This is a genomic window from Marivivens sp. JLT3646, assembly GCF_001908835.1.
GTDB classification, from domain to species: Bacteria; Pseudomonadota; Alphaproteobacteria; order Rhodobacterales; family Rhodobacteraceae; genus Marivivens; species Marivivens geojensis.
This window is the reverse complement of sequence record NZ_CP018572.1, coordinates 1,292,964-1,316,035: the sequence shown is the minus strand read 5'-3', so window position 1 is coordinate 1,316,035 and position 23,072 is coordinate 1,292,964. Positions and strand designations below refer to the sequence as shown.

21 protein-coding genes are annotated in these 23,072 nt (G+C 54.1%); 14 read left to right on the top strand and 7 right to left on the bottom strand.

Annotation, left to right across the window (positions count from 1 at the left end; translation table 11 throughout):
• Positions 1–153 precede the first annotated feature (153 nt).
• On the bottom strand, positions 154–1,149 hold the full coding sequence (locus BSK21_RS06520) for a GlxA family transcriptional regulator (RefSeq protein WP_067546514.1): 996 nt from the start codon (positions 1,147–1,149) through the stop codon (positions 154–156).
• Positions 1,150–1,368: 219 nt separating this feature from the next.
• Here BSK21_RS06520 and BSK21_RS06515 point away from each other — a divergent pair, with 219 nt between their 5' ends.
• Positions 1,369–2,739: a class II 3-deoxy-7-phosphoheptulonate synthase gene (locus BSK21_RS06515; RefSeq protein WP_067545011.1), complete on the top strand. Its 1,371-nt coding sequence runs from the start codon at positions 1,369–1,371 to the stop codon at positions 2,737–2,739.
• Here the strand turns inward: BSK21_RS06515 and BSK21_RS06510 are convergent.
• A complete protein-coding gene (locus BSK21_RS06510; RefSeq protein WP_197498047.1) occupies positions 2,736–3,350 on the bottom strand; it encodes a PAS domain-containing protein in 615 nt (204 codons plus the stop codon). The genes BSK21_RS06515 and BSK21_RS06510 overlap by 4 nt on opposite strands.
• 163 nt (positions 3,351–3,513) lie before the next feature.
• On the opposite strand from BSK21_RS06510, the gene BSK21_RS06505 reads away from it, so the two are divergent.
• From BSK21_RS06505 to BSK21_RS06495, 3 genes are read left to right on the top strand one after another with little or no spacing between them, the layout of a single operon-like run.
• Positions 3,514–4,392 (top strand): YicC/YloC family endoribonuclease, encoded by an 879-nt coding sequence (locus tag BSK21_RS06505; RefSeq protein ID WP_197498077.1) that lies wholly within the window; start codon positions 3,514–3,516, stop codon positions 4,390–4,392.
• A gap of 12 nt (positions 4,393–4,404) precedes the next feature.
• Positions 4,405–5,040, top strand: a complete 636-nt coding sequence (gene gmk / locus BSK21_RS06500) for a guanylate kinase (RefSeq protein WP_067546508.1) — start codon at positions 4,405–4,407, stop codon at positions 5,038–5,040.
• Complete coding sequence (locus BSK21_RS06495) at positions 5,037–5,564, top strand: gamma carbonic anhydrase family protein (RefSeq protein WP_067545004.1); 528 nt, start codon at positions 5,037–5,039, stop codon at positions 5,562–5,564. The genes gmk and BSK21_RS06495 overlap by 4 nt, the downstream gene beginning before the upstream one ends.
• Here BSK21_RS06495 and BSK21_RS06490 read toward each other — a convergent pair.
• Positions 5,551–5,931: a hypothetical protein gene (locus BSK21_RS06490; RefSeq protein WP_067545000.1), complete on the bottom strand. Its 381-nt coding sequence runs from the start codon at positions 5,929–5,931 to the stop codon at positions 5,551–5,553. The genes BSK21_RS06495 and BSK21_RS06490 overlap by 14 nt on opposite strands.
• Positions 5,932–6,081: 150 nt before the next feature.
• Here BSK21_RS06490 and BSK21_RS06485 point away from each other — a divergent pair, with 150 nt between their 5' ends.
• From BSK21_RS06485 to BSK21_RS06445, 9 genes are all read left to right on the top strand, one after another.
• Positions 6,082–7,128, top strand: a complete 1,047-nt coding sequence (locus BSK21_RS06485) for an ATP-binding protein (RefSeq protein ID WP_067544997.1) — start codon at positions 6,082–6,084, stop codon at positions 7,126–7,128.
• Positions 7,129–7,264: 136 nt separating this feature from the next.
• Positions 7,265–8,302, top strand: coding sequence for a substrate-binding domain-containing protein (locus BSK21_RS06480; protein ID WP_067544994.1), 1,038 nt, complete (start codon positions 7,265–7,267; stop codon positions 8,300–8,302).
• Positions 8,303–8,392: 90 nt separating this feature from the next.
• Positions 8,393–9,865, top strand: coding sequence for a phosphate ABC transporter permease subunit PstC (gene pstC, locus BSK21_RS06475; protein ID WP_067544991.1), 1,473 nt, complete (start codon positions 8,393–8,395; stop codon positions 9,863–9,865).
• A complete protein-coding gene (gene pstA, locus BSK21_RS06470) occupies positions 9,862–11,190 on the top strand; it encodes a phosphate ABC transporter permease PstA (protein WP_074038983.1) in 1,329 nt (442 codons plus the stop codon). Before pstC ends, pstA begins: the two co-directional genes overlap by 4 nt.
• Positions 11,191–11,204: 14 nt before the next feature.
• Complete coding sequence (gene pstB / locus BSK21_RS06465; protein ID WP_067544988.1) at positions 11,205–12,002, top strand: phosphate ABC transporter ATP-binding protein PstB; 798 nt, start codon at positions 11,205–11,207, stop codon at positions 12,000–12,002.
• Between the two features lie 12 nt (positions 12,003–12,014).
• Positions 12,015–12,725, top strand: a complete 711-nt coding sequence (phoU, locus tag BSK21_RS06460; RefSeq protein WP_067544985.1) for a phosphate signaling complex protein PhoU — start codon at positions 12,015–12,017, stop codon at positions 12,723–12,725.
• Positions 12,725–13,411, top strand: coding sequence for a phosphate regulon transcriptional regulator PhoB (gene phoB / locus BSK21_RS06455; RefSeq protein WP_067544982.1), 687 nt, complete (start codon positions 12,725–12,727; stop codon positions 13,409–13,411). The genes phoU and phoB overlap by 1 nt, the downstream gene beginning before the upstream one ends.
• Before the next feature lie 68 nt (positions 13,412–13,479).
• The gene (doeA, locus tag BSK21_RS06450; protein WP_067544978.1) at positions 13,480–14,667 is read left to right on the top strand and encodes an ectoine hydrolase DoeA; all 1,188 of its coding nucleotides are present in this window, start codon (positions 13,480–13,482) and stop codon (positions 14,665–14,667) included.
• Positions 14,668–14,693: 26 nt separating this feature from the next.
• Positions 14,694–15,611, top strand: coding sequence for a LysR family transcriptional regulator (locus BSK21_RS06445; protein WP_067544975.1), 918 nt, complete (start codon positions 14,694–14,696; stop codon positions 15,609–15,611).
• On the opposite strand, the gene BSK21_RS06440 is transcribed toward BSK21_RS06445, so the two are convergent.
• Positions 15,608–18,121: a CoA transferase gene (locus BSK21_RS06440; protein ID WP_067544972.1), complete on the bottom strand. Its 2,514-nt coding sequence runs from the start codon at positions 18,119–18,121 to the stop codon at positions 15,608–15,610. The two genes, BSK21_RS06445 and BSK21_RS06440, sit on opposite strands and share 4 nt — an antisense overlap.
• Before the next feature lie 24 nt (positions 18,122–18,145).
• Positions 18,146–19,810, bottom strand: a complete 1,665-nt coding sequence (locus tag BSK21_RS06435) for a GMC family oxidoreductase (protein WP_067544969.1) — start codon at positions 19,808–19,810, stop codon at positions 18,146–18,148.
• Positions 19,811–20,128: 318 nt separating this feature from the next.
• Between BSK21_RS06435 and BSK21_RS06430 the strand changes: the two genes are divergently transcribed.
• Complete coding sequence (locus BSK21_RS06430; protein ID WP_067544966.1) at positions 20,129–20,881, top strand: LuxR family transcriptional regulator; 753 nt, start codon at positions 20,129–20,131, stop codon at positions 20,879–20,881.
• A 380-nt stretch (positions 20,882–21,261) separates the two neighbouring features.
• On the opposite strand, the gene tsf is transcribed toward BSK21_RS06430, so the two are convergent.
• Positions 21,262–22,134, bottom strand: a complete 873-nt coding sequence (gene tsf / locus BSK21_RS06425; protein ID WP_067544962.1) for a translation elongation factor Ts — start codon at positions 22,132–22,134, stop codon at positions 21,262–21,264.
• Between the two features lie 78 nt (positions 22,135–22,212).
• A complete protein-coding gene (gene rpsB, locus BSK21_RS06420) occupies positions 22,213–22,995 on the bottom strand; it encodes a 30S ribosomal protein S2 (RefSeq protein ID WP_067544959.1) in 783 nt (260 codons plus the stop codon).
• Positions 22,996–23,072: the final 77 nt, after the last annotated feature.

The window sequence follows — 23,072 nt, the reverse complement described above, 5'->3', positions numbered from 1 at the left end:
ACTCCCTATCGGATGTTCTTATCCTGTAGCGAAGCTAATTGGACCATTTGGAAAAGTGAAGCGGTGACGCAAGGTGAATTGTCCCGCAGACAGCGCTAAACCCCGCCAAATAGCCCGCGAGACCGTAGAGACGGCCTAGAATCCAGAAATTTACTAGTCACGACGCCCATGTGCACCGCGTTCGCGGTAGGGTGTTGTCTGGTAATGCGCACGGTAGCATTTCGAAAAATGCGACGGTGAAGCAAAGCCGCAGGCGAGGGCGACATTGATCACACTCATGTCGGTTTGCATCAGCAGATTCCGTGCTTTTTGAAGGCGCAGTTCCATGTAGTAGCGTTTTGGCGATCGTGTCAGGTACCGACGGAACAAACGCTCTAGCTGGCGCGTCGACATACCAACGTCTTTGGCAAGAGTTGCGGGGCTGATTGGCTCTTCGATGTTCTGTTCCATCATCTGAATCACACGGCTCAGTTTTGGATGGCGCACACCGATGCGGGTCGGGATAGACAGGCGTTGCGTGTCTTGGTCCGTTCGGATCGATGAATAGATCAGCTGATCCGCAACTGCGCTGGCGAGCTCTTCGCCGTGATCGTCCGCGATGATTTTCAGCATAAGATCGAGGGACGCTGTGCCACCCGCAGCCGTGATACGATTCCCATCGACAACAAACACTGATTTTGTCAGGTCTACTTCTTCAAATTCCTCTGAAAAGCTGTCTTGGTTCTCCCAGTGGATCGTCGCACGTTTTCCATCGAGGAGACCAGCCTTCGCGAGCGCGTAGCTCGCCGTGCAAAGACCGCCCATGACCACGCCACGACGCGCCTCGCGGCGGAGCCAATTCAGAACGCGTTTGTTCGTAGCTTTCTGAACATCGATTCCACCACACACTATAACAACGTCGTCGCGGGTGAGTTCGTCGAGGTCCATCTGCAGCTTAAATTCAGTTCCGTTCGAACAGGCGACCATTTCGCCGCCATCACCTGCAAGCGCCCATGAATACAGGTCCGCATTCGACATACGGTTCGCAATACGCAAACACTCCACCGCGCTGGCAAAGGACAGCATCGTAAATTGTTCCAAGAGCACGAAGACAAAACGCTTTGCTTTCTTGGGCGCTTCGACTTCGACGATTTGAATTTCTGTGTCCATTTGGGTCTCGAAAACGGAGGTGATTTTCGACCACAACATCTTTTTCTCGACAAAGGCAAGAGTTGTTTGTTTGCGACGCCAATGTCGCTAAAGGACGGACCATAATTTAGGCAAAGTGATTTTTACGTTGCCGTGTCAAAGTCAAAGGCTATAAACGCGTCCTGATACCGCTAAAATAGACTATGCGGGTCGAAATTGAACGCAAAACGGAGCGAGACAATGACCGAGTGGCAGAAAACGGACTGGCGTGCAAAACCGCGGGTTCAGATGCCCGACTATACGGATGAGGCAAAGCTGAACGCTGTAAAAGCGAAGCTCGCAAGCTATCCGCCCTTGGTCTTTGCTGGCGAGGCACGCAAACTCAAAGCGAAACTTGGTGCGGTTTCCCGTGGCGAAGCCTTCCTTCTTCAGGGTGGTGACTGCGCTGAGAGCTTTGCTGAATTTTCGGCTGATAACATCCGCGACACCTTTAAGGTGATGTTGCAGATGGCAATGGTTCTGACCTACGGCGCCAAAGTTCCCGTCGTTAAAGTAGGTCGTATGGCTGGCCAGATGGCAAAGCCGCGTTCGGCACCGACCGAAGTGATCAATGGGGCGGAACTGCCGAGCTACCGTGGTGACATCGTCAATGGTTTCGACTTCACACCGGAAGCTCGTATTCCTGACCCAGACCGTATGTTGCAGGCCTACACGCAAGCCGCTGCAACACTGAACCTTCTTCGTGCATTTTCGACGGGTGGCTACGCTGACCTTCACAAAGTGCACTCATGGACGCTTGGTTTCACCGCGTCGCCTGAGGCAGAGCGTTACCGCGAGCTGGCAACCCGCATCAGCGATACGCTTGACTTCATGAATGCTGCTGGCATCCGTGATGAGGCGAACCATGCGATGCAGACCGTCGACTTCTTCACCAGCCACGAAGCATTGCTTTTGGAATACGAAGAAGCGCTATGCCGTCTGGATTCGACCTCGGGCAAATGGCTTGCGGGTTCTGGTCACATGATCTGGATCGGCGACCGCACGCGTCAGCCTGACGGGGCTCACGTTGAATTCTGCAAAGGCGTTCAGAACCCGATCGGCCTGAAATGCGGTCCTTCGATGACCTCTGGTCACCTGAAATCGCTGATGGCGTCGCTGAACCCCGAAAATGAAGCAGGGCGTCTGACCCTTATTGCGCGCTTCGGCGCGGGCAACGTTGGCGAACACCTGCCGCGCCTGATCAAAGCTGTTCAGGAAGAGGGCGCAAACGTTGTTTGGACCTGTGACCCGATGCATGGCAACACGATCAAGTCATCGACCGGTTACAAGACCCGTCCTTTCGACAGCGTGCTGCGTGAGGTCCGCGAATTCTTTGCAGTTCACAACGCCGAAGGCTCGATCCCCGGTGGTGTGCACTTTGAGATGACTGGTAAAGACGTGACCGAATGCACTGGTGGTGTTCGCGCTGTGACCGATGAGGATCTCAGCGATCGTTACCACACAGCCTGTGACCCGCGTCTGAACGCATCGCAATCGCTTGAGCTCGCGTTCCTCGTTGCGGAAGAGCTCTCTGCGCGTCGCGAAAAGCTGGCAGCAGCGGCAAACGCTTAATCGCGGTCGTTGTCGACAACCAAACGAAGGGCCGGCCGTTGGGTCGGCCTTTTTCGTTCGCCCGCATAAAGCGCCTGATCAAAGGCTTGCATGGGGGCCATGTTAATTTTCTCATGGCGTATAGGGACGGCTCCATCGATTGAGAACCGTCGCGCGCTACGACCCTGAATCCCTTCAGTGACAATCGCACCGAGCGCTCGCGTAGGAATACCGTTCGCACCCGCTAGCGGCATTAAAAGGAGCCGACCTGTAAACTTTGGTCGCGACAAACCGCGTTGTGTGGTCAGTGACAGTTCGACAATCGCTGGATCGGCAAAACACGCCTCAACATAGGTCTGCAAACGATCCCTTTCAGAGGGCTCAAACAGCATAGACAAAGGCATACCGCGCGCCTCCATCATTAAGAGGTCGTTGATTTTTTGCCCACTGACGCGCAAGCGACCAACGCCAGGGGCTACACGTTCTAGGATGAAGGAAAACGGTAATGCCGCGTCGATCCGCGTCGGATCAATGGCACGACGTTCAGGCAGTGTCTGCGGACCACGCAGTTCATGCCAATAGGTTTCTAGCACCTTAAGTGTTTCGTTATTTGATTGGTGTGGCGTGTCCATGTCGCACATCCTTAACGGGTCTTTCAAATTCATAAAACAATTCATTCAAATTGACACGACCCTTCGCGCATCAAGGTTAACAGGGCTTCGCGCCACTTGCCGCAGTGCCCCAATTTGCATTAAGCCATTGGATACAAAAGGAGAGGCCATCGTGATCCGATCAATGACCGCATTCGCCAGCCGCACGGGCGCACATGGCGTGACCCAATGGAGTTGGGATATTCGCAGCGTGAACGCACGGGGACTCGACCTTCGTCTGCGTCTCCCAGACGGCATTGAAGGGCTGGAACAGTCGGTGCGCGCGTCTTTGACCAAACGGTTTTCGCGGGGCAATATCACGTTGAACCTGCGCCTCACGCGGGACGAGACAGATAAAAAACTTGATGTCGACTTAGCAGCATTGGACCGCGCTTTAGAAGCGATCGGCCGTATTGAAGCTCGTGCCGCGGCAATGGGGTTGCAGGTCAACACACCAACTTCGGCTGACATCCTCAATATCAAAGGCGTTTTCGTTCCGACAAACCTGTCAGAAGATGACGAAGACCTACTCAAACATTTGACCGACGACTTTGGCCCATTGCTCGACGATTTCGCCGCGATGCGGGCAACGGAAGGGCGGGCGCTTCATGCGGTTGTGACAGATCACCTGAACAAGATCGAAGAACTCATTGAAAAGGCTAAAATTACTGCCGAAGAACGCAAGGCTGATGTTCGCACGGCACTCACGTCTGCAATGAAACGCGTGCTCGATGATATTGCAGAGGTCGATGATCAACGACTTGCCCAAGAGCTCGCTGTCCTTGCGGTAAAACAGGACGTAACCGAAGAATTGGATCGCCTTCGCGCCCATGTCGCCGCAGCCCGTGAATTGATCAGCGATCCTGCCCCCGCAGGACGCAAGCTCGACTTCCTCGCGCAGGAATTTAACCGTGAAGCAAATACCCTGTGTTCGAAATCTCAGGCTGTTGGGCTTACGGCCGTTGGGCTAGAGCTAAAAGCCGTCATCGAACAGATGCGCGAACAAATTCAGAATGTGGAGTAATTGATGTCCGACATCCAACGCCGTGGTCTTTTGATCATTTTGTCTTCGCCGTCAGGGGCAGGAAAATCCACGTTGGCCAAACGATTGATGGCATGGGACCCGACACTCTCTTTCTCGGTGTCCGCCACGACGCGCGATCCACGCCCCGGTGAAACCAATGGTGTCGAGTATTACTTCAAAACCAAGGCCGAATTTGAATCTATGGTCGATGCGGGTGAAATGCTCGAACATGCGGAGGTTTTCGGGAACTACTATGGAACCCCGAAAGGTCCTGTTGAGACAGCAATGATGGCTGGTCGTGACACAATTTTCGACATCGATTGGCAAGGCGGTCAGCAAATCAGACGTTCAGCTTTGGCAAATGATGTTGTGTCGATCTTCATTCTTCCTCCGTCGATAGCCGATCTGGAATCGCGCCTGCGTGGACGTGCCCAAGACAGCGACGAGGTGATTGCGAACCGCATGGCCCAAAGCCGCGATGAAATCAGCCATTGGGCCGAATATGACTACGTGATCGTGAACCGCGACGTGGATGCAGCCGAGGCCGAGCTAAAAACGATCCTCATGGCCGAACGGTCCCGTGCTAATCGTCAACCAGGGTTGAATGAATTTGTCCGCGGATTGAACAAGGAGTTTGAAGCAAGATGATTTACGAACTCGATGGAATCGCTCCGATTATCGATGACACTGCGTGGGTTGCCGACGATGTAAACCTGATCGGCAAGGTGACACTGGCCGCAAAATCTTCGGTCTGGTTTGGATCAACGCTGCGCGGTGATAACGAAATGCTCACGCTCGGCGAGGGCAGCAATATCCAAGAAAACAGCGTGCTACACACCGATATGGGGTATCCGCTCACTATCGGTAAAAACTGCACCATCGGTCACAAGGTTATGCTGCACGGCTGCACTATTGGCGACAACACATTGATCGGAATGGGCGCGATGGTGATGAACGGTGCCGTGGTTGGTAAAAACTGCCTGATCGGGGCAGGGGCGTTAATCACCGAAGGCAAGGTTATCCCCGATGGCTCACTCGTCATGGGCGCACCAGGTAAAATCATTCGCACCCTGACCGAAGACGCAATCGAAGGTCTGACCAGATCCGCACTGAGCTATCAGAAAAACGCGGAGCGTTATCGCACCGGACTCAGAGCGATCAATGCAGAGTGATTTTAGGCGCTAAGAAATTCAGAACGTCAAAATCCAAACCCGGTGCAACTTGCGCGACTTCGCGTCGGATCATGTCGGGGTTTGGCAAGTTTCCAGTGAGCGCGCGGTAGCGCCCCGTAAACCCAAGCTGATAAAGTTGCTTTGCTATATCAATCGCATCAAACCCATGACCAAAGAGGGACGACACAACAGTGTCGGGTTGAATGCGCGCCATAAGCGTTTGGTCTAATTCTGAAAAATCGACGTAGTGGTAATCGGCAACCTCGGCTGCAATACCCGGATCAGCCCAATCGGATTTCTGTCCGATCACAAGCATCACAGATCGCTGCGCAGTGCTGCGCAGGCGCGTTGCTCTTAGGGTTCCCATCCCCGATTTCCCCACTCTTAGTCGTTCGTCACGCAGTCAGAGTCACCCACTGCGTATACAATTATACGGAGTATTTCTCATGTCGCAATCACCGTTAAGGGGGAGTTGAAAAGACTTGCGAGGAAACAAACGGACGCTACGAATAGCGGCATGACGCCAGATATCCCAACGCCAGCCCAAATCGTCCAAGCACTGCCACTCGTGGCTTTGATCATTGGACCAGACGAACGGATCACCGTTGCCAATGGGCATGCACGATCCTTGTTGGGTCAGGAAATCGTAGGACGCCACTGCATCACGGGGTTACGACAACCCAATATCCTCGACGCGATCGAGACGGTTTTTCGCACGAAGACAAAACAAGAATCACGCTACCTTGGGCGCGATAGCGGTCGCGACACGACGTTTCGGGTCAACATTGCTCCGATTGACACGGGCAAAGGGACCTCTGTCTTAATCACTTTCGAAGACCTCACTGATATTGAAGATGCGGGTAAGATGCGTCGCGACTTTGTGGCCAACGTCAGTCATGAACTGAAAACGCCACTCACCGCGCTGATGGGCTTTATCGAAACGCTGCGTGGGCCTGCACGGAATGACCCCAAGGCGCAGGACCGGTTTTTGTCCATTATGGAACAAGAAGCCTCACGAATGTCGCAGCTTGTCTCGGACCTCTTGTCGCTGAGTAAGGTTGAGGAGAACGAACGCATTCGCCCCGTTCAACCTGTTAACCTCGATGCGATCCTCAATTCGACAATCCTCGCCCTTGCGCCTGTTGCGGAAAAGGCGTCCGTAACAGTCACCACACATTTCCCAACCACGGTTCCTCCCATTCCGGGTGATGAAAACCAATTGCGACAGGTGTTTCGCAATCTCATCGAAAACGCGATCAAATACGGGGCGCGTGGTGGCAAGATCGACGTCATCATCGACGAGGCCCAAGAAAGCGCACTTTTGCGTGGGCAGGGTATTACTGTACGCGTTCGGGATTACGGTGAAGGTATTGCAGCGCATCACATTGCTCGCCTGACTGAACGATTCTACCGTGTTGATAGTCACCGTAGCCGCGAGGTTGGCGGCACTGGCCTTGGGCTTGCAATCGTAAAACATATCATCAGCCGTCATCGCGGGCGCCTTAGAATTAATTCGGTCGTGAATGAGGGCACTGAGTTCGCAGTCATTTTGCCTGTTGAGTGAAGTTTTCTGCAAAAATCTTAGGCTGTCATAAAACTCTTACAAAATTGTCACAAAAGGTTGTCACGCCAACCTTAGTTGGGGCGCATAGGTCACGCGGCTCGCGTGTGGCCCATGTCTGACAGACAGGAGTTTATTAATGTCGTTCATGAAACTGACCGCCTCGACCTTGGCGATCGCCGCCGTATCCGCAACTGCAGCAGTAGCGCGTGACAACGTCCAGATCGCTGGTTCGTCGACCGTTCTGCCTTACGCTTCGATCGTTGCAGAAGCATTCGGCGAAAACACCGATTTCCCGACCCCCGTTGTAGAATCGGGCGGTTCGTCTGCTGGCCTCAAAGCTTTCTGTGAAGGTGTAGGCGAGAATACCATCGACATTGCAAACGCTTCGCGCGCTATCAAATCGTCGGAAGTCGAAACTTGCGCTGCAAATGGCGTAACCGACATCATCCAAGTTCGCATCGGCTATGACGGCATCGTGTTCGCATCCGACATCAACGGCAACTCGTTCGAGTTCACGCCGTCTGACTGGTACCTTGCTCTGGCTGCTGAACTGCCGGTTGACGGTGCAATGGTTGCAAACCCGAACACCAACTGGGCTGAAGTAAACGAAAAATTCGCTGACCAGCCGATCCAAGCCTTCATCCCAGGCACCAAGCACGGTACCCGCGAAGTATTCGACGAGAAGGTTATCCTTCAGGGTTGTGAAGACACTGGCGCGATGGCTGCAATTCTCGAGATCAACGGTGGTGACGAAGACGCTGCTGAAGAAGCATGTATGACCATCCGTGGCGACGGTCTGTCTGTGGACATCGACGGCGACTACACTGAGACCCTCGCACGTATCGCTGCTGACACCAACGGCATCGGCGTGTTCGGTCTGGCGTTCTACGAAAACAACACCGACAAACTTCAGGTTGCGACCATGAACGGCGTTGTTCCTTCGACTGCATCGATCGCTGCAGCAGAATACCCTGTATCGCGTCCGCTGTACTTCTACATCAAAGCAGCTCACATCGGCGCAATCCCTGGCCTGAAAGAGTACGCTCAGTTCTTCGTTTCTGACGAACTCGCTGGTCCTGATGGCCCGCTCGCAGCTTACGGTCTGGTTTCGGATCCGGAACTGGCAGCAACCCAAGCAATGGTTGCTAACGAAGTGACCATGGGTTCGAACTAATCGACCTCGAATACGCGGAGGGACGGGTTCCGTCCCTCCGCTTTTTCGTGTCTATAGGCACAAACAAGAATTTACGCATTTGGGGTCCCCATGCCGTTTCTCTGGATTTTAATTGCCCTCATCATCATCGCATCAGTCGCGTTTGTTTTGGGCCGGCAGCGTGCAGTACAGAGTGCAGGCGGCGACTCTCGCAAACTTCATTCTCTCCCTGGATTTTACGGCTGGAATACGGCGATTGGCGCGATGGTTCCGTCGATTGTGATCCTTGCCGTTTGGATGATCGCCCAGCCCATTATCGTGAACATGTCGATTGCCCCGATGATTACATCGGTTGAGGCGTCTGACAGCGCGACGCTGGGGCTGGTTTTGTCGAACGTGACCAATGTTTCCGAAGGTCTGGACGCCGCGATTGCTGCAGGCGCGATCACGGATAACGAAGTTGCGGCACTGAATGCTGAGACAGACAACATCAAAGGCCTTTTGTCCCAAGTCGGAAAGGTCGTGGGCTCTGATATCACCCCTGAAATCCTCGACGCTGCACGTGCATCACGTGACATGAACGCGACAGGGACACTGTTTAAAACCATCGTTGTTCTGGCTGCAGCCATTGCAGGCGGTGCGTTTGCCCTGACGAAAATACGTCCAGACCTCTGGGCCCGCAATCAGGTAGAAACCTTTGTGCGTTACGTACTGATCACGGCCGCATCGATCGCGATCCTGACCACAATCGGCATCGTTCTGTCCCTGATCTTCAATACCGTGAAATTCTTCGGTATGTATTCGGCCACTGACTTTTTCTTTGGTCTGAGCTGGCTCCCCCGTTTCCAAGGCGAAAGCGATCTAGGCATTCTGCCGTTGATGTGGGGCACCGTTTACATCTCGATCATCGCGCTTCTCGTGGCTGTCCCAATTGGCCTTTTTGCTGCGATCTACCTGTCTGAATATGCCTCCAAAGGGGTTCGTGCCGTCGCCAAACCCGCGCTAGAGGTTCTGGCAGGCATCCCGACTATCGTTTACGGTTTGTTTGCTTTGCTGACCGTTGGACCACTGTTGAAGTCTGCCTTTGGCGACGGTGGGGTCTTGGGCGTTCAGTGGATGGGCAGTGCCGATGCTGCGATGACTGCTGGCCTCGTCATGGGCATCATGTTGATCCCCTTCGTTTCGTCGCTCTCTGACGACATCATCAACGCTGTGCCTCAGGCAATGCGCGATGGCTCATATGGCCTCGGCGCAACAAAGTCAGAGACGATCAAGCAGGTCGTATTACCCGCTGCTCTGCCTGGTATTGTTGGGGCGGTTCTTTTGGCGGCATCGCGCGCCATCGGTGAAACGATGATCGTTGTGCTCGGGGCAGGGGCTGCGGCGCAGCTGTCGTTGAACCCGTTCGATGCGATGACCACCGTCACCACCCGTATCGTGGCCCAGCTGACGGGTGACACCGATTTTGCTTCGGCCACCGCGCTGGTCGCCTTTGCTTTGGGTATGACACTCTTTGTCGTTACCCTCGGGCTGAACATTCTCGCCCTCTACATTGTCCGTAAATATCGGGAGCAATACGAATGACCGACGCGTCCGCAAATAACTCCGCATCGGGTAAATCATCGCTACTCGTTCAGGATGCCCGCACGCGCAAACGCAATGCTGTTGAGGCGCGATTCAAGTGGTATGGCATCACCGCAATTGCCATCGGCTGCGTATTCCTGATCCTTCTTGTGTCCGCGATTACATTCAATGGTAGCCGCGCGTTCCGTCAGACGTTTGTAACGGTTCCTGTGACCCTCGACGCGGCTGCGATTGAAGCGGCTGAAGCATCGATGATGAAAACGTCGCAGTATCGCAAGATGATCGAAGCGGCGCTTTTGACCGAAGTGGCTGAGGCGAACATCGAAACAGATATGGATGCTGGTAAACTCGGTGACATGCTATCGTCCTCGGCGCCTGCGCAAATGCGTGAATTCGTTTTGGCGAACCCTAACCGCATCGGCGACACGGTTTCCTTTGATTTCCTGACCTCCTCGCGCGTCGATGGCTATTTGAAAGGCCGCGTGACCCGCGACTCTCTCGCGAACGATAAGAACCTCGATGCCGCTCACCTAGATCTGGTTGACCAGATGCGTGAGATTGGCATGGTCGAAAAACGGTTCAATATCGATTTCATCATCGGCTCGGATGCGTCCGAGGAACGTCCGGAGCAAGCGGGCATGGGCGTATCCATCCTCGGCTCGCTGTTCATGATGTTTGTCGTTCTTTTGCTGTCGCTCCCGATTGGTGTTGCAGCTTCGATCTACCTCGAAGAATTCGCGCCAAAGAGCCGCTGGACAGACTTAATCGAGGTGAACATCTCGAACCTTGCCGCGGTGCCGTCGATCGTGTTCGGTATCTTGGGCGTTGCGGTATTCATCCAGATCGGCCACCTGCCAAAGTCCGCGCCTCTGGTCGGCGGTTTGGTGCTGACATTGATGACCCTGCCGACGATCATCATCTCGACCCGCGCCGCTCTCAAAGCGGTGCCCCCGTCCATCCGCGAAGCAGCGCTTGGGGTAGGGGCCTCGAAAATGCAGTCAGTGTTCCACCATGTCCTCCCTCTCGCCATGCCCGGCATTCTGACGGGCACAATCATCGGCTTGGCGCAGGCGTTGGGTGAAACCGCACCGCTTTTGTTGATCGGTATGGTTGGCTTTATCGCGACGAACTATCCGACAGGTCCGATCGACGGCTTCCTGTCTCCGAACTCCGCAATGCCTGCTCAAATCTACGAATGGGCCAAACGCGCTGATCCAGCCTATTACGAACGGGCTTGGGGAGGTATTATCATCTTGTTGGTGTTCCTCCTCGCTATGAACGTAATCGCGGTCATCCTGCGCCGCCGTTTTGAACGCCGGTGGTAAGAAAGTCTAAAACCATGAACGATATGCGACTAATAGATAGAGCGGTGGACATGAAGGACATCAAATTTTCGGCCCGCAACGTGCAGGTCTACTACGGAACCACTCATGCCATCAAAGACGTGAATGTTGATATCGCGGATAAAACCGTGACTGCGTTCATTGGTCCGTCGGGTTGTGGTAAATCCACGTTCTTGCGTTCGTTGAACCGGATGAACGACACCATCGATATTTGCCGTGTCGAGGGTGATATCCTTTTGGACGGCGAAGACATCTACGACAAACGCGTTGACCCTGTGCAACTGCGTGCAAAGGTCGGCATGGTGTTCCAGAAGCCGAACCCGTTCCCTAAGTCGATCTATGACAATATTGCCTATGGTCCGCGCATCCACGGCCTTGCTAAGAACAAGACTGATCTCGATGAGATCGTCGAAAGCTCGCTAAAGCGTGCGGCGCTTTGGAACGAGGTCAAGGATCGCCTTGATGCGCCCGGCACGGGCCTTTCTGGTGGTCAGCAGCAGCGTCTTTGTATTGCACGTGCCGTCGCGACCCAGCCTGAAGTCCTGTTGATGGACGAACCCTGTTCGGCGCTCGACCCGATTGCGACAGCACAGGTTGAAGAACTGATCGACGAACTGCGGTCCAACTTCTCAGTCGTGATCGTGACCCACTCAATGCAGCAGGCTGCACGGGTGAGCCAAAAGACAGCCTTCTTCCACCTCGGGAACCTCGTTGAATATGGCGAGACGGGTCAGATCTTTACCAATCCGGTTGATCCCCGCACCGAGAGCTACATTTCCGGCCGTATCGGCTAAGGAGCGCACATAATGAGTGACCAACACATCCTATCCGCCTACGACCGCGACCTCGAAGCCATTCAGGCTTTGGTTATGAAAATGGGTGGCCTAGTCGAGGCTGCAATTCTTGACGGTGCACAATCGCTGGAAACCCGCGACGTTGAATTGGCAGCAAAGGTCCGCGCCAATGATAAGGCAATCGACGAGCTGGAATTGCGCATCAACGAAGAGGCCGCACGTTGCATCGCTCTGCGCGCGCCTGTCTCCAAAGACCTGCGCACTGTACTGACCACGCTCAAACTGGCTGGCAGCCTCGAGCGTATCGGCGACTATGCAAAGAACATGGCGAAACGCACCAATGTTCTGGTTGAGATGCGCGAAATCCCAGGGCCCGATGCGTCCCTGCGCCGTATGGCACGCGAAGTCGAAGGCATGCTACGTGACGTTTTGGATGCCTACATTCAACGTGACGCGAAACTGGCTGAACAGGTCCGAGAACACGACCATGACGTCGATCAGATGTATAACGCAATGTTCCGCGAATTCCTCACGTTCATGATGGAAGACCCGCGCAACATCACGGCCTGTATGCACCTGCATTTCATCGCGAAGAACATCGAACGCATGGGCGATCTGGTGACCAATATGGCTGAACAAGTCATCTATTTGGTGACAGGTGAACTACCCGAAGATAGCCGCCCCAAAGCCGATAGTACCTCGTATATTTCCAAGGTTGATTAATGGCTCAGCAACCCCTCGTTCTCGTCGTCGAAGATGAACCCGCGCAACGTGAGGTTCTGAAATACAACCTCGAATCAGAGGGTTACACGGTGTCGTTCGCTGTAAATGGTGAAGAAGCACTTCTGATGATCAGCGAAGAACTCCCTGATGTGATTGTTCTGGACTGGATGCTTCCGAATGTCTCTGGGATTGAGGTGTGCCGTCAGGTGAAAACGCGCCCTGAGACTCGTGAAATTCCCGTCATCATGCTCTCCGCACGGTCCGAGGAGGGCGACAAGGTTCGTGGCCTAGAAACAGGCGCCGACGACTATGTGACCAAACCCTATTCGGTGACAGAACTACTGGCCCGCGTGAGGTCACAGTTGCGTCGCTCGCGTCCGACAATGGCGGGTCAGGTTATGGTGTTTGAGGATATTCAACTTGACAGCGAAACCCACCGCGTCACCCGTGATGGTGAACAGTTGAAACTCGGCCCAACAGAGTTTCGTCTCTTGTCGACCTTCATCGAAAAACCAGGCCGTGTTTGGTCGCGTGATCAACTGCTCGATCGTGTTTGGGGACGCGATATTTACGTCGATACCCGTACTGTTGACGTGCACGTCGGGCGACTGAGAAAAGCGCTTACCGCCCATGGTGGTAATGACCCAGTGCGCACTGTTCGCGGTGCCGGATACGCGCTAGGCTAAGGCGTTTTTGGGCTTTTAAACGCTAATTTATCGCGTAGCGTAGGCGAACCACTTCGAAAGGTTTCACTATGCCAAGCACGCGCACAAGCCCATCGTTTGCAGATTCAGAATACTGGGATCGTATTGAGAAAACCCGCGCGGCGATGGAAGCCGCGGGCGTTGATACCATCATCGTCTCTGACCCGTCCAATATGGCGTGGCTCACAGGCTACGATGGCTGGTCGTTCTACGTTCATCAGGCCGTGATCCTCGGCATGGAAGGGGAACCTATCTGGTGGGGTCGTGGAATGGATGCAGCGGGTGCCTTGCGCACCGTTTTCATGCAAGAAGACAACATCTTTGGGTATGAGGATAGCTACGTTCAGAACCCTGACAAACATCCGATGGAAGACCTGTCGCGGGTCATTGAGGGTTATGGCTGGGACGCGGGTCGCGTCGGCGTCGAAATGGACAATTACTATTTCAGCGCAGCGGCTTATGGATCACTGATCAAAGGTCTGCCAAAGGCGACCTTCGTCGACACGACAGGCCTCGTGAACTGGCAGCGCGCGATCAAAAGCCCGACCGAACTGACCTACATGCGCCGTGCCGCCGACATCGTTCAAGCCATGCACGCGCGTATCGCCGAAGTCGCTGAACCAGGCATGCCAAAGCACCATCTGGTTGCTGAGATTTATCATACGGCGATCAAGGGCGTCGGTGGCCACTGGGGTGACTATCCCGCCATCGTGCCAATGGCGCCGTCTGGCCTCGACGCGACAGCACCGCACCTGACTTGGGATGACACGCCTCTGCGCACCGGCGAAACGACATTTTTTGAAATTGCGGGCGTTCATCGTCGCTACCATTGCCCGCAGTCGCGCACGCTGTTCTTTGGCACCATGCCGCAAAAGTTCATCGATGCGGAACATGCGGTCACTGAAGCCACAGCTGCGGCCCTCGAACAAGCAAAACCGGGAAACCGCTGCGAAGATGTCGCCAACGCCTTTAACCAAACCCTCAACAAGCTCGGTTTTGTCAAAGACAGCCGCTGCGGTTATGCCATCGGCCTCAGCTATCCGCCGGATTGGGGTGAACGCACAATGTCATTCCGCGCAGGCGACAAAACGGTTCTGCGTCCGGGAATGACATTCCACTTTATGCCTGCACTTTGGCTCGACGACGGTGGTATTGAAACGACTGAACCTATTGTTATCACCGAAACAGGTCACGAACTGCTTTGCAAAACCCCTAGCGGTATCGTTATCAAGTCGTAATCGGTGCAACATAGAGGAGGGCGGCGATGAGCGATGTCGAACGTCTTGCCGTCCATGACCTGAAACTGCTGCGCGCACTCGTCGTCGTGGCCCGTGAGGGCAACGTGACGCGTGCCGCAGACATCCTGAACCTCTCCCAACCTGCGGTGAGTTTCCAGTTGCGCAAGCTGGGTCAATTGAGCGGCCTCGTGCTATTCAAACGAACGGCGACGGGGCTAGAGTTAACCAAAGACGGTGCACTTTTAGCGACGAAGGCTGAGCAAGTTTTAGGCTCGGTCCAAGACTTCAACCGCCTTTTACAAACGATGCGGACCCATCTGCAGGGCACCTTGCGCGTGGGCACCATCATCGACCCTGAATTCACCCGTTTGGGCGCCTTTTTGCAGCAGATGCTGCAAGTCGGGCCAGGGGTTTCGACCTCACTTCGTCACGGGATTAGTGGTGAAGTGCTCGACTATCTGCGAAATGATACTTTGGATGTCGGGTTTTACCTCGGTGACTTCGATCAACCAACAGACCTGGAACAGTTCCACGCGCGTCACCTATCTACGCTGACGTATTGCGTGGTGGCCCCGCCAGCGCTCTTAGGATCGGCCAAAGACTACGATTGGCGCGAATTGGCTACATTGCCTTGGATCGGAACGCCGCCGGCATCGGTTCATAACCGTTTGCTGACGAAGGTTTTTGATAGGATGGGCCTCCGTCAAAACCAAGTCGCACAGGTCGATCAGGAATCGTCGATGCTGGCTATGGTGCGCACAGGCGTTGGCCTTAGCCTCGCGCGTGAATCCATTGCGCTCCGAGAAGCCCAGTCTGGCAACGTCACCATCCTAGCAGGCAAACGACTGGATACATCGCTGAGTTTCGTCAGCCTTGCGCAACGCCGCGATGATCCAGTTGTTCAACTTGCCTTTGACGCCATTGACGACGTTTGGCCGACTTAACTCGGCAGATATTCTTTGCTCCACGTTTCGCTGATCGATCCGTTTTGCAGCATCACGTCAATGTCGGTCTCACTATAGCCAAGCTCAATCAGGACCGAGCGCGTTGAGGCGCCGTATTTTTCGGCAGGATCCATCATATTCACAGCACCGCGTACGGGGCGAACGGCAAATGGATCGAGCTGCGTGACTGTATGGCCGCTCGGGTGATCCTCATAAACCGAGAACGAATAGCTACCGCGATCAATACCCGGAGTGCCATCTGGCGTCCGAACGTAGGCTGCGCGCAAGGCGTCAATGTTGTCGCAGACCGCCGCGCCAATATCATTCGCCCGCAAGACCTCGAGCCACGCCGCAGAGGTATCATTCGCAAACACGCCGGCGAGGAACCCTTCGCGCTCCTCGAGGGGCAGGGCGGATAGCCCGGCAAAAGCCTCGATCGCTTCTAGGCGTCCGATGTCTTTCTCGTAAGTCGAAAGAAGCAGGTATTCACCTGAGGCCGTGTAGTAGAACCGCGACAACGCATCATAGCCATTCACGTAACGCCCTGACGGTTCATCGAACAAACCGCGGCCTGTGTAGTCATAGCAGAATGGCACCTGCAAAAGCCCGCTGTTGGCAGAAAGCGATGTGCGACCGCGACCTGTTTTGCCTGTCTTAAGCTTTTGATAAAGCGCCGTTGCGACGCCCAATGCACCACCGAACCCGCACATCACATCAATCGTTCCAACGTGTGCGTGTTCCTCTGGCTCACTCATCAGCCCGCCAAAGCGCAACATGATCCCTGTCGTCGCCTGCACAAGGTCATCGTAGCCCACATAGTCGGTCCGCGGACCACGACGCACGCCGCTGAAACAATCAAGCTTACAGAAGATCGCATCAGGGTTCAGCCGTGCGAGGTTATCCGCGTCCAATCCCATAGCTTTGATCTGGTTATCGGGCGCGTTCCACACAATCACATCGACGGACTTTACAAGGTCTTCGAACACCTTACGCCCATGCTCGGACGTGATGTCTGTCAGAACTGATTTTTTCCCGCGCATGTGAGACATGCCAAAGATCACCGTGTTCCAAGCGTCATACATAGGCTTTGACGGATCAAGCTTGATCACCTCAGCCCCAAAACGGGCCAGATAGCTCACCGAATGCGGACCCGCGATCACGTTGCAGAGATCAAGCACACGGACACCTTCCAGCCAGCCAGACCGATCATTCGGATTGGTTACACGCGGCAGTTTGGTGCGCTGTCTCTTCAACTGAGCAAGGGCGCTGCTCACATCCACCCAACGACGGGGAATCGGATAGAGCGCTGCTTCACCGCTTTCTTCTAGCCAGACGACAGGTCCAGGTTGGATCATCATTCCGTATTCAGGATCCTCAACATCGATCATCAGACCCGATGTTTCCGCGTGGTCGTCGTTGATCCATTCCTGCAACCAGCGCTGCGGCGCACCGGGGAATTTGTTGCGGCCAAAAATGCGTTCCCACTCTTTGGCGGTTCGCGTGATGAATACCTCTTTCATCTTTGCCGCGATTTTATCCGCCCAGAATTTCGGCAGTGGATAAACACCGAGCGATACATCGGATGACCATTCGCTGGTTGGTTTGTAAGTATCATCCTCTTCCTGAAGACCTTCGGCCACGAGATCGTCATAGATGCCGAGCGTTTGCAGACACCGCTTCGCGTGGGTCTTATGGCTCGGACAGACGACATAGAACATCCGACCGTCCTTGCAGAGGTAGCTGCGATAGAATGGGTCAAGGAGCTCTTGCAGCTCTTCATAGGTTACATTCATCGGCAGGCCTTCGGTCCGACGACGCGTGATTTCTTGTTCACGCTGGGTGATGTAGCGTTCCGGCAGCCCATCGATTTTAATCGAATTGTAACACAGGCCTTCCATAACCGCGCTCGCCAGCGGCACCTCAATCTGATCACCCAGCCCCGTGCGTTCCCTCGCCTGAAGCGCCAGAACCGCAGCGGATGCTGCCATCATCGCACCGTATGAAGAGGCGAGGGGCAGGGGAGAGAATGACGGGTTCACGCCCATCAGAACACGGTTCAAACCCATGTCCGTAAACACGCCCGAACTCGCCGCGATGACACTCTCATAGGCGCGCAATTCACGACGTTCGTCATCCGCAGAGGCAAAACCGGGGATCGAGACGGTGATCAAGTCAGGCTGCGACTGGCGCAGTTCAGCAAAATCAATACCGAGCTTTGCCAGTTTTCCCGGACGAAAGTTCTCGATCACGATGTCAGCTTCCGCGATAAGCGCTTTGGCCTGTTCGACACCTTCTTCAGACTTAAGATCAATCGTCACAATCATCTTATTGCGGTTGAGGGTCGCATTCGCGGGGCTCTGCCACATCGGACCACCGGGCGGATCGATATGAACCACTGTAGCGCCCAGATCGCCAAGGATCATCGCAACCGCGGGACCCGCGATATATTGTCCAAAATCAATGACTTTGACGCCAGAGAGAGGAAGCGTGTCACGGGAAGGGATAGACATTTCCGAAATCCTGAAGAAGAGGTGTTAGTGTGCATCAGCGAGGATATATCCCGCCGCTTTTTCAGCAATCATGAGAGTTGGCGAATTCGTATTGCCCGAGGTAATCTTTGGCATCACGCCGGCATCTGCAACGCGCAACCCTTTGATACCTTTGACACGCAAACGGCTATCGACCACGGCCGTATCATCGTCCGCGCGACCCATTTTCGTCGTGCCGACAGGATGGAAAATCGTGCTCGCGATATCACCAGCGAGGCGGGCCAATTCCTCGTCTGTTTGGAACTGAGGACCGGGTTTCCATTCGACAGGTTTGTATTTTGCCAAGGCAGGCTGCGCCACGATATTGCGGACCTGACGGATACTCTCAGCCGCGACCAAACGGTCCTCTTCAGTTGAGAGGTAATTTGGCGCGATTTTTGGGGCATCAAACGGGTTCGCTGACCGAAGCGTAACATTGCCGGTCGAAGTCGGGTTGAGGTTACAGACGCTCGCCGTGAAAGCAGGGAAATCGTGCAATGGATCACCAAACGCATCGAGGCTCAGCGGTTGCACATGATACTGCAAATTAGCGTGGGTGCGAGATGCATCGGACCGCGTAAACGCCCCAAGTTGAGAGGGTGACATGCTCATAGGACCAGAGCGTTTGATCGCATATTCAAGCCCGAACATCGCCTTGCCAATTAAACTATTCGCAAGCGTATTCAGCGTCTTAGCACCTTCAATCTTGAAAACAGTGCGAATTTGCAGATGGTCTTGAAGGTTGCGACCGACGCCTTGAACATTGGCGACAACAGGGATGCCATTCGATGTCAGCTCTTCGGCTGGACCGACCCCTGACAACATCAAAATTTGCGGCGAACCGATTGCACCAGCGGACAAAACGACTTCTTTTTCAGCCGTGACAGTGACCTGAGCACCTTTACGGTTCACGACCGCGCCTGTGCATTTCAACTGACCATTTGCATCGGTTTCAAAGGTGAGTTTCTCGACCTGAGCCTCAGTCCAGATAGTCAGATTTGAGCGTTTGGATGCTGGCCGCAGAAATGCCTTGGAACTGTTCCAGCGCCAGCCAGACCGTTGATTTACTTCAAAATATCCAACACCTTCGTTGTCTCCGGTATTGAAATCATCGACGCGACGCACGCCAGATTGTTCGGCAGCTTCTGCAAAACTGTCCAGAATATCCCATCTTAGCCGTTGTTTTTCGATGCGCCATTCACCACCATGACCGTGCAAATCCGAAAAACGCCCGTTGTCGCCATCTGCCGGATCAGCGTTGTCATCTAGTTTGTAGTGGTTCTCATGGGCCTTGAAGGCGGGCAGGGTGTTTTCCCACGACCAATCATCATCACCCGTAAGGTCCGCCCAGTTGTCATAGTCGCGCGCTTGACCACGCATGTAGATCATTCCGTTGATCGACGAACAACCACCGAGCGTCTTACCGCGCGGATAGCGCAATGAACGCCCGTTCAAACCTGGTTCGGACTCGGTGTTAAAAAGCCAATCAGTCCGAGGGTTGCCAATGCAATAGAGATAACCAACGGGGATATGGATCCACGGGTAGTTATCCTTTTTGCCAGCCTCAAGCAGCAAAACACGATTTCTAGGATTGGCAGACAAGCGGTTCGCCAGAAGACATCCAGCTGTCCCAGCGCCAACAACGACATAGTCAAAGGTCGTAGAGCTCATGAAATTCAGCGCCTCCCGTCGCGTATTTAATCGAAAGTAGGGTAGCCAAACAGAGCATCAACGCCCAATGAAATCTTGCACGATATAATATCAAATAGATTTATAAATGATTAGGATCAGATAGTTGCACATCGAATTGAGCTGTAAGGTTTGAAAAAGGGACAATGATATTCAAAAGCTCGAAGTGTCATTTGCCTCGGTATAAATAATGTATAATCAGTATTATGTAAATAAATGGCGCGGAAACTAAGTCTTGGACAGAACATCTTAGAATGGTATCAACTTTAGCGACGAAGATCACAACAGAACGCCCATAGAATGAACTTTATCCGTCTCCTCGAAGAAATCACGAACGCTCCGCGCGTTGACGTGCTTTGGAGCTTGATGACTGAGGCTATGGCGGGATACGGCTTTGATCGCTTGATTTTTGGTTACACGCGGTATCGGACCGAACATTCTTTGGGCGATCCACTCGACTGGGTTCTGTTGACGAACCAATCGCCAGAATACATGCGGCACTTCATCGATGAGGGTTTGTATTTCAACGCTCCGATGGTGCGTTGGGCTCTGGAAAATGAAGGCGCTTGTAGCTGGTCTTGGCTCCAAGATCGGATCGAAGCTGGCGAACTGAGTGCCGCAGAACTCGCAGCGTTAGAGTTTAATCGTTCTATGGATGTCGTCGCTGGCTACACGATCAGTTTCAGTTCCATTTCCGCTAGGACCAAGGGCGCGATAGCGCTGACTGCCCGAAAAGGTTTGAGCCAAGCCGATGTGGATCGCATTTGGGCCGAACATGGCCGCGAAATCGTCCTCATAAACAACGTGTCTTACCTTAAATTGATGACCCTACCCTACTCACATGCGCGCCCACTGACAAAACGTCAGCGTGAAGTTCTTGAGTGGGTCGGTGATGGAAAAACGACGCAAGACATTGCGCAGATTATGGGCCTCACAGCGGCGACCGTAGAAAAACATCTTCGCCTAGCGCGTGACAACCTCGACGTGGACACCACCGCACAAGCCGTTCTAAAGGCAGCATTTTTCAACCAAATGTTCGTGATAGACACCTGATGCAATCTAGGCGCGCAAAGTACACAGCTGATACTAATTTAAAGGTCAGGTTTACCGTACTTTTCGCCCCTAAACTTTTACGGTTAGCTATAATTGTCCGTGAGTGGTGGCCTTGGGCCTGGGACAAAGCGGTGCGGAACCCCTGTTAATTGTCAGGATAACCGTATCGCTCCGGTCTAACCGGTTGCTGGGGTATTAAGGTTTGCCTTGATGGCCCAGCCCTTAAAAGCATGCGGGTGTCCATCCCATCCTGATATCTGCATGATTTTGCGGCGCGACGTTCTCCCGATGTCGCGCCGCTTTTTATGTCACTATCGAACCCTGAAACGAAAAAGGCCCGCCAAACTGGCAGGCCCTTTCCTTAAACTGCAAACGCAGAATTATTTGTTCATTGCAGCAACTTCAGCTGCGAAGTCGCTGACTTCTTTTTCGATGCCTTCGCCAACAGCCATGCGGATGAAGCCAGTGATTTCAACGCCAGCTTCTTTCGCAGCAGCTTCGACGGTCAGGTCAGGGTTCACAACGAACGCCTGGCCCAGCAGGGTCGATTCAGCAACGAATTTAGCCATACGGCCAACGATCATCTTCTCAATCACTGCGTCCGGCTTGCCGGATTCACGTGCGATCTCGATCTGAACAGCGCGCTCTTTTTCAACGAGGGCCGGATCCATGTCCGCTTCGCAGAGTGCCGCAGGCGACGCAGCAGCGATGTGCATTGCAACTTGCTTACCGAATGCTTCGTTCTCGCCCGAGAGAGCGACCAGAACACCGATTTTGCCCATGCCGTCAGCAGCAGCGTTGTGCACGTAGGTCACAACCGATGCGCCTTCGATCACAGCCATGCGGCGCAGGGTCAGGTTTTCACCGATTTTTGCGATCGCGTCGGTAACAGTCGACTCAACAGTCTTACCGTTGATTTCAGCTGCTTTCAGCGCATCAACGTCAGAAACGGTAAGTGCGGCGCCTGCGATTGCAGTAACCATGCCCTGGAATTCTGCGTTTTTAGCAACAAAGTCGGTCTCAGAGTTAACTTCGATCGCAACGCCTTTGCCGCCAGCAACTGCAACAGCGACGAGGCCTTCAGCAGCGGTACGGTCAGCTTTTTTCGCTGCTTTTGCGAGGCCTTTGGTGCGCAGCCAGTCTACAGCTGCTTCCATGTCGCCATCAGTTTCGGTCAACGCTTTTTTAGCGTCCATCATGCCTGCGCCGGTCGACTCGCGCAGTTTTTTCACCATAGCTGCGGTGATAGCCATTTCACATCTCCTGCAAATTTGGGTGTCCGGGCGCCGAGATAGCAAGCGCCCGGTAACGATATTGCGACAGTGCCGCGATTAGTTTGCAGCAGCCGCAGCTGCAGCAGCTTCGTCAGCCAGTACTTCTTCAGCCATTTCTTCAACGGCGCCGAGGTCAAAGCCAGCTTTAGCCATCTGAGCGGACATGCCGTCCAGAGCAGCGCGTGCAGCCAGATCGCAGTAAAGAGCGATAGCGCGTGCAGCGTCGTCGTTGCCCGGAACAACGTAGTCAACGCCGTCTGGCGAAGAGTTGGTGTCGACGATGCCAACAACCGGAATACCCAGTTTGTTTGCTTCGAGGATGGCCAGGTCTTCTTTGTTTACGTCGATAACGACCATCAGGTCCGGAATGCCGCCCATTTCGCGAATACCGCCCAAGGACGCTTGCAGTTTTGCCTGCTCACGTTCAGCGTTGAGACGCTCTTTCTTGGTCAGGCCTTCAAAGCCGCGCTCTGCGGATTCGTCGATTGCCTTCAGACGGTTGATCGACTGCGAAACGGTCTGCCAGTTGGTCAGAGTGCCGCCGAGCCAACGATGGTTCATGTAGTACTGAGCGCATTTCTCTGCAGCCTCAGCAACAGGCTTCTGAGCCTGACGCTTTGTGCCAACGAAGAGAACGCGGCCGCCTTTAGCAACGGTGTCACGAATGACGTTCAGAGCCTGGTCCAGCATCGGAACAGTCTGAGTCAGGTCAAAAATGTGGATGCCGTTACGCGAACCGTAGATGTATTTCTGCATCTTCGGGTTCCAGCGCTGTTTCTGGTGGCCGAAGTGAACGCCAGCTTCAAGCAGCTGACGCATGGTGAACTCTGGAAGAGCCATGTCGTTATTCCTTACCGGTTTAGCCTCAGCGGGGGATCAGACATTTGTCCAACCGGAGGATGGTATGGGATTTCTCC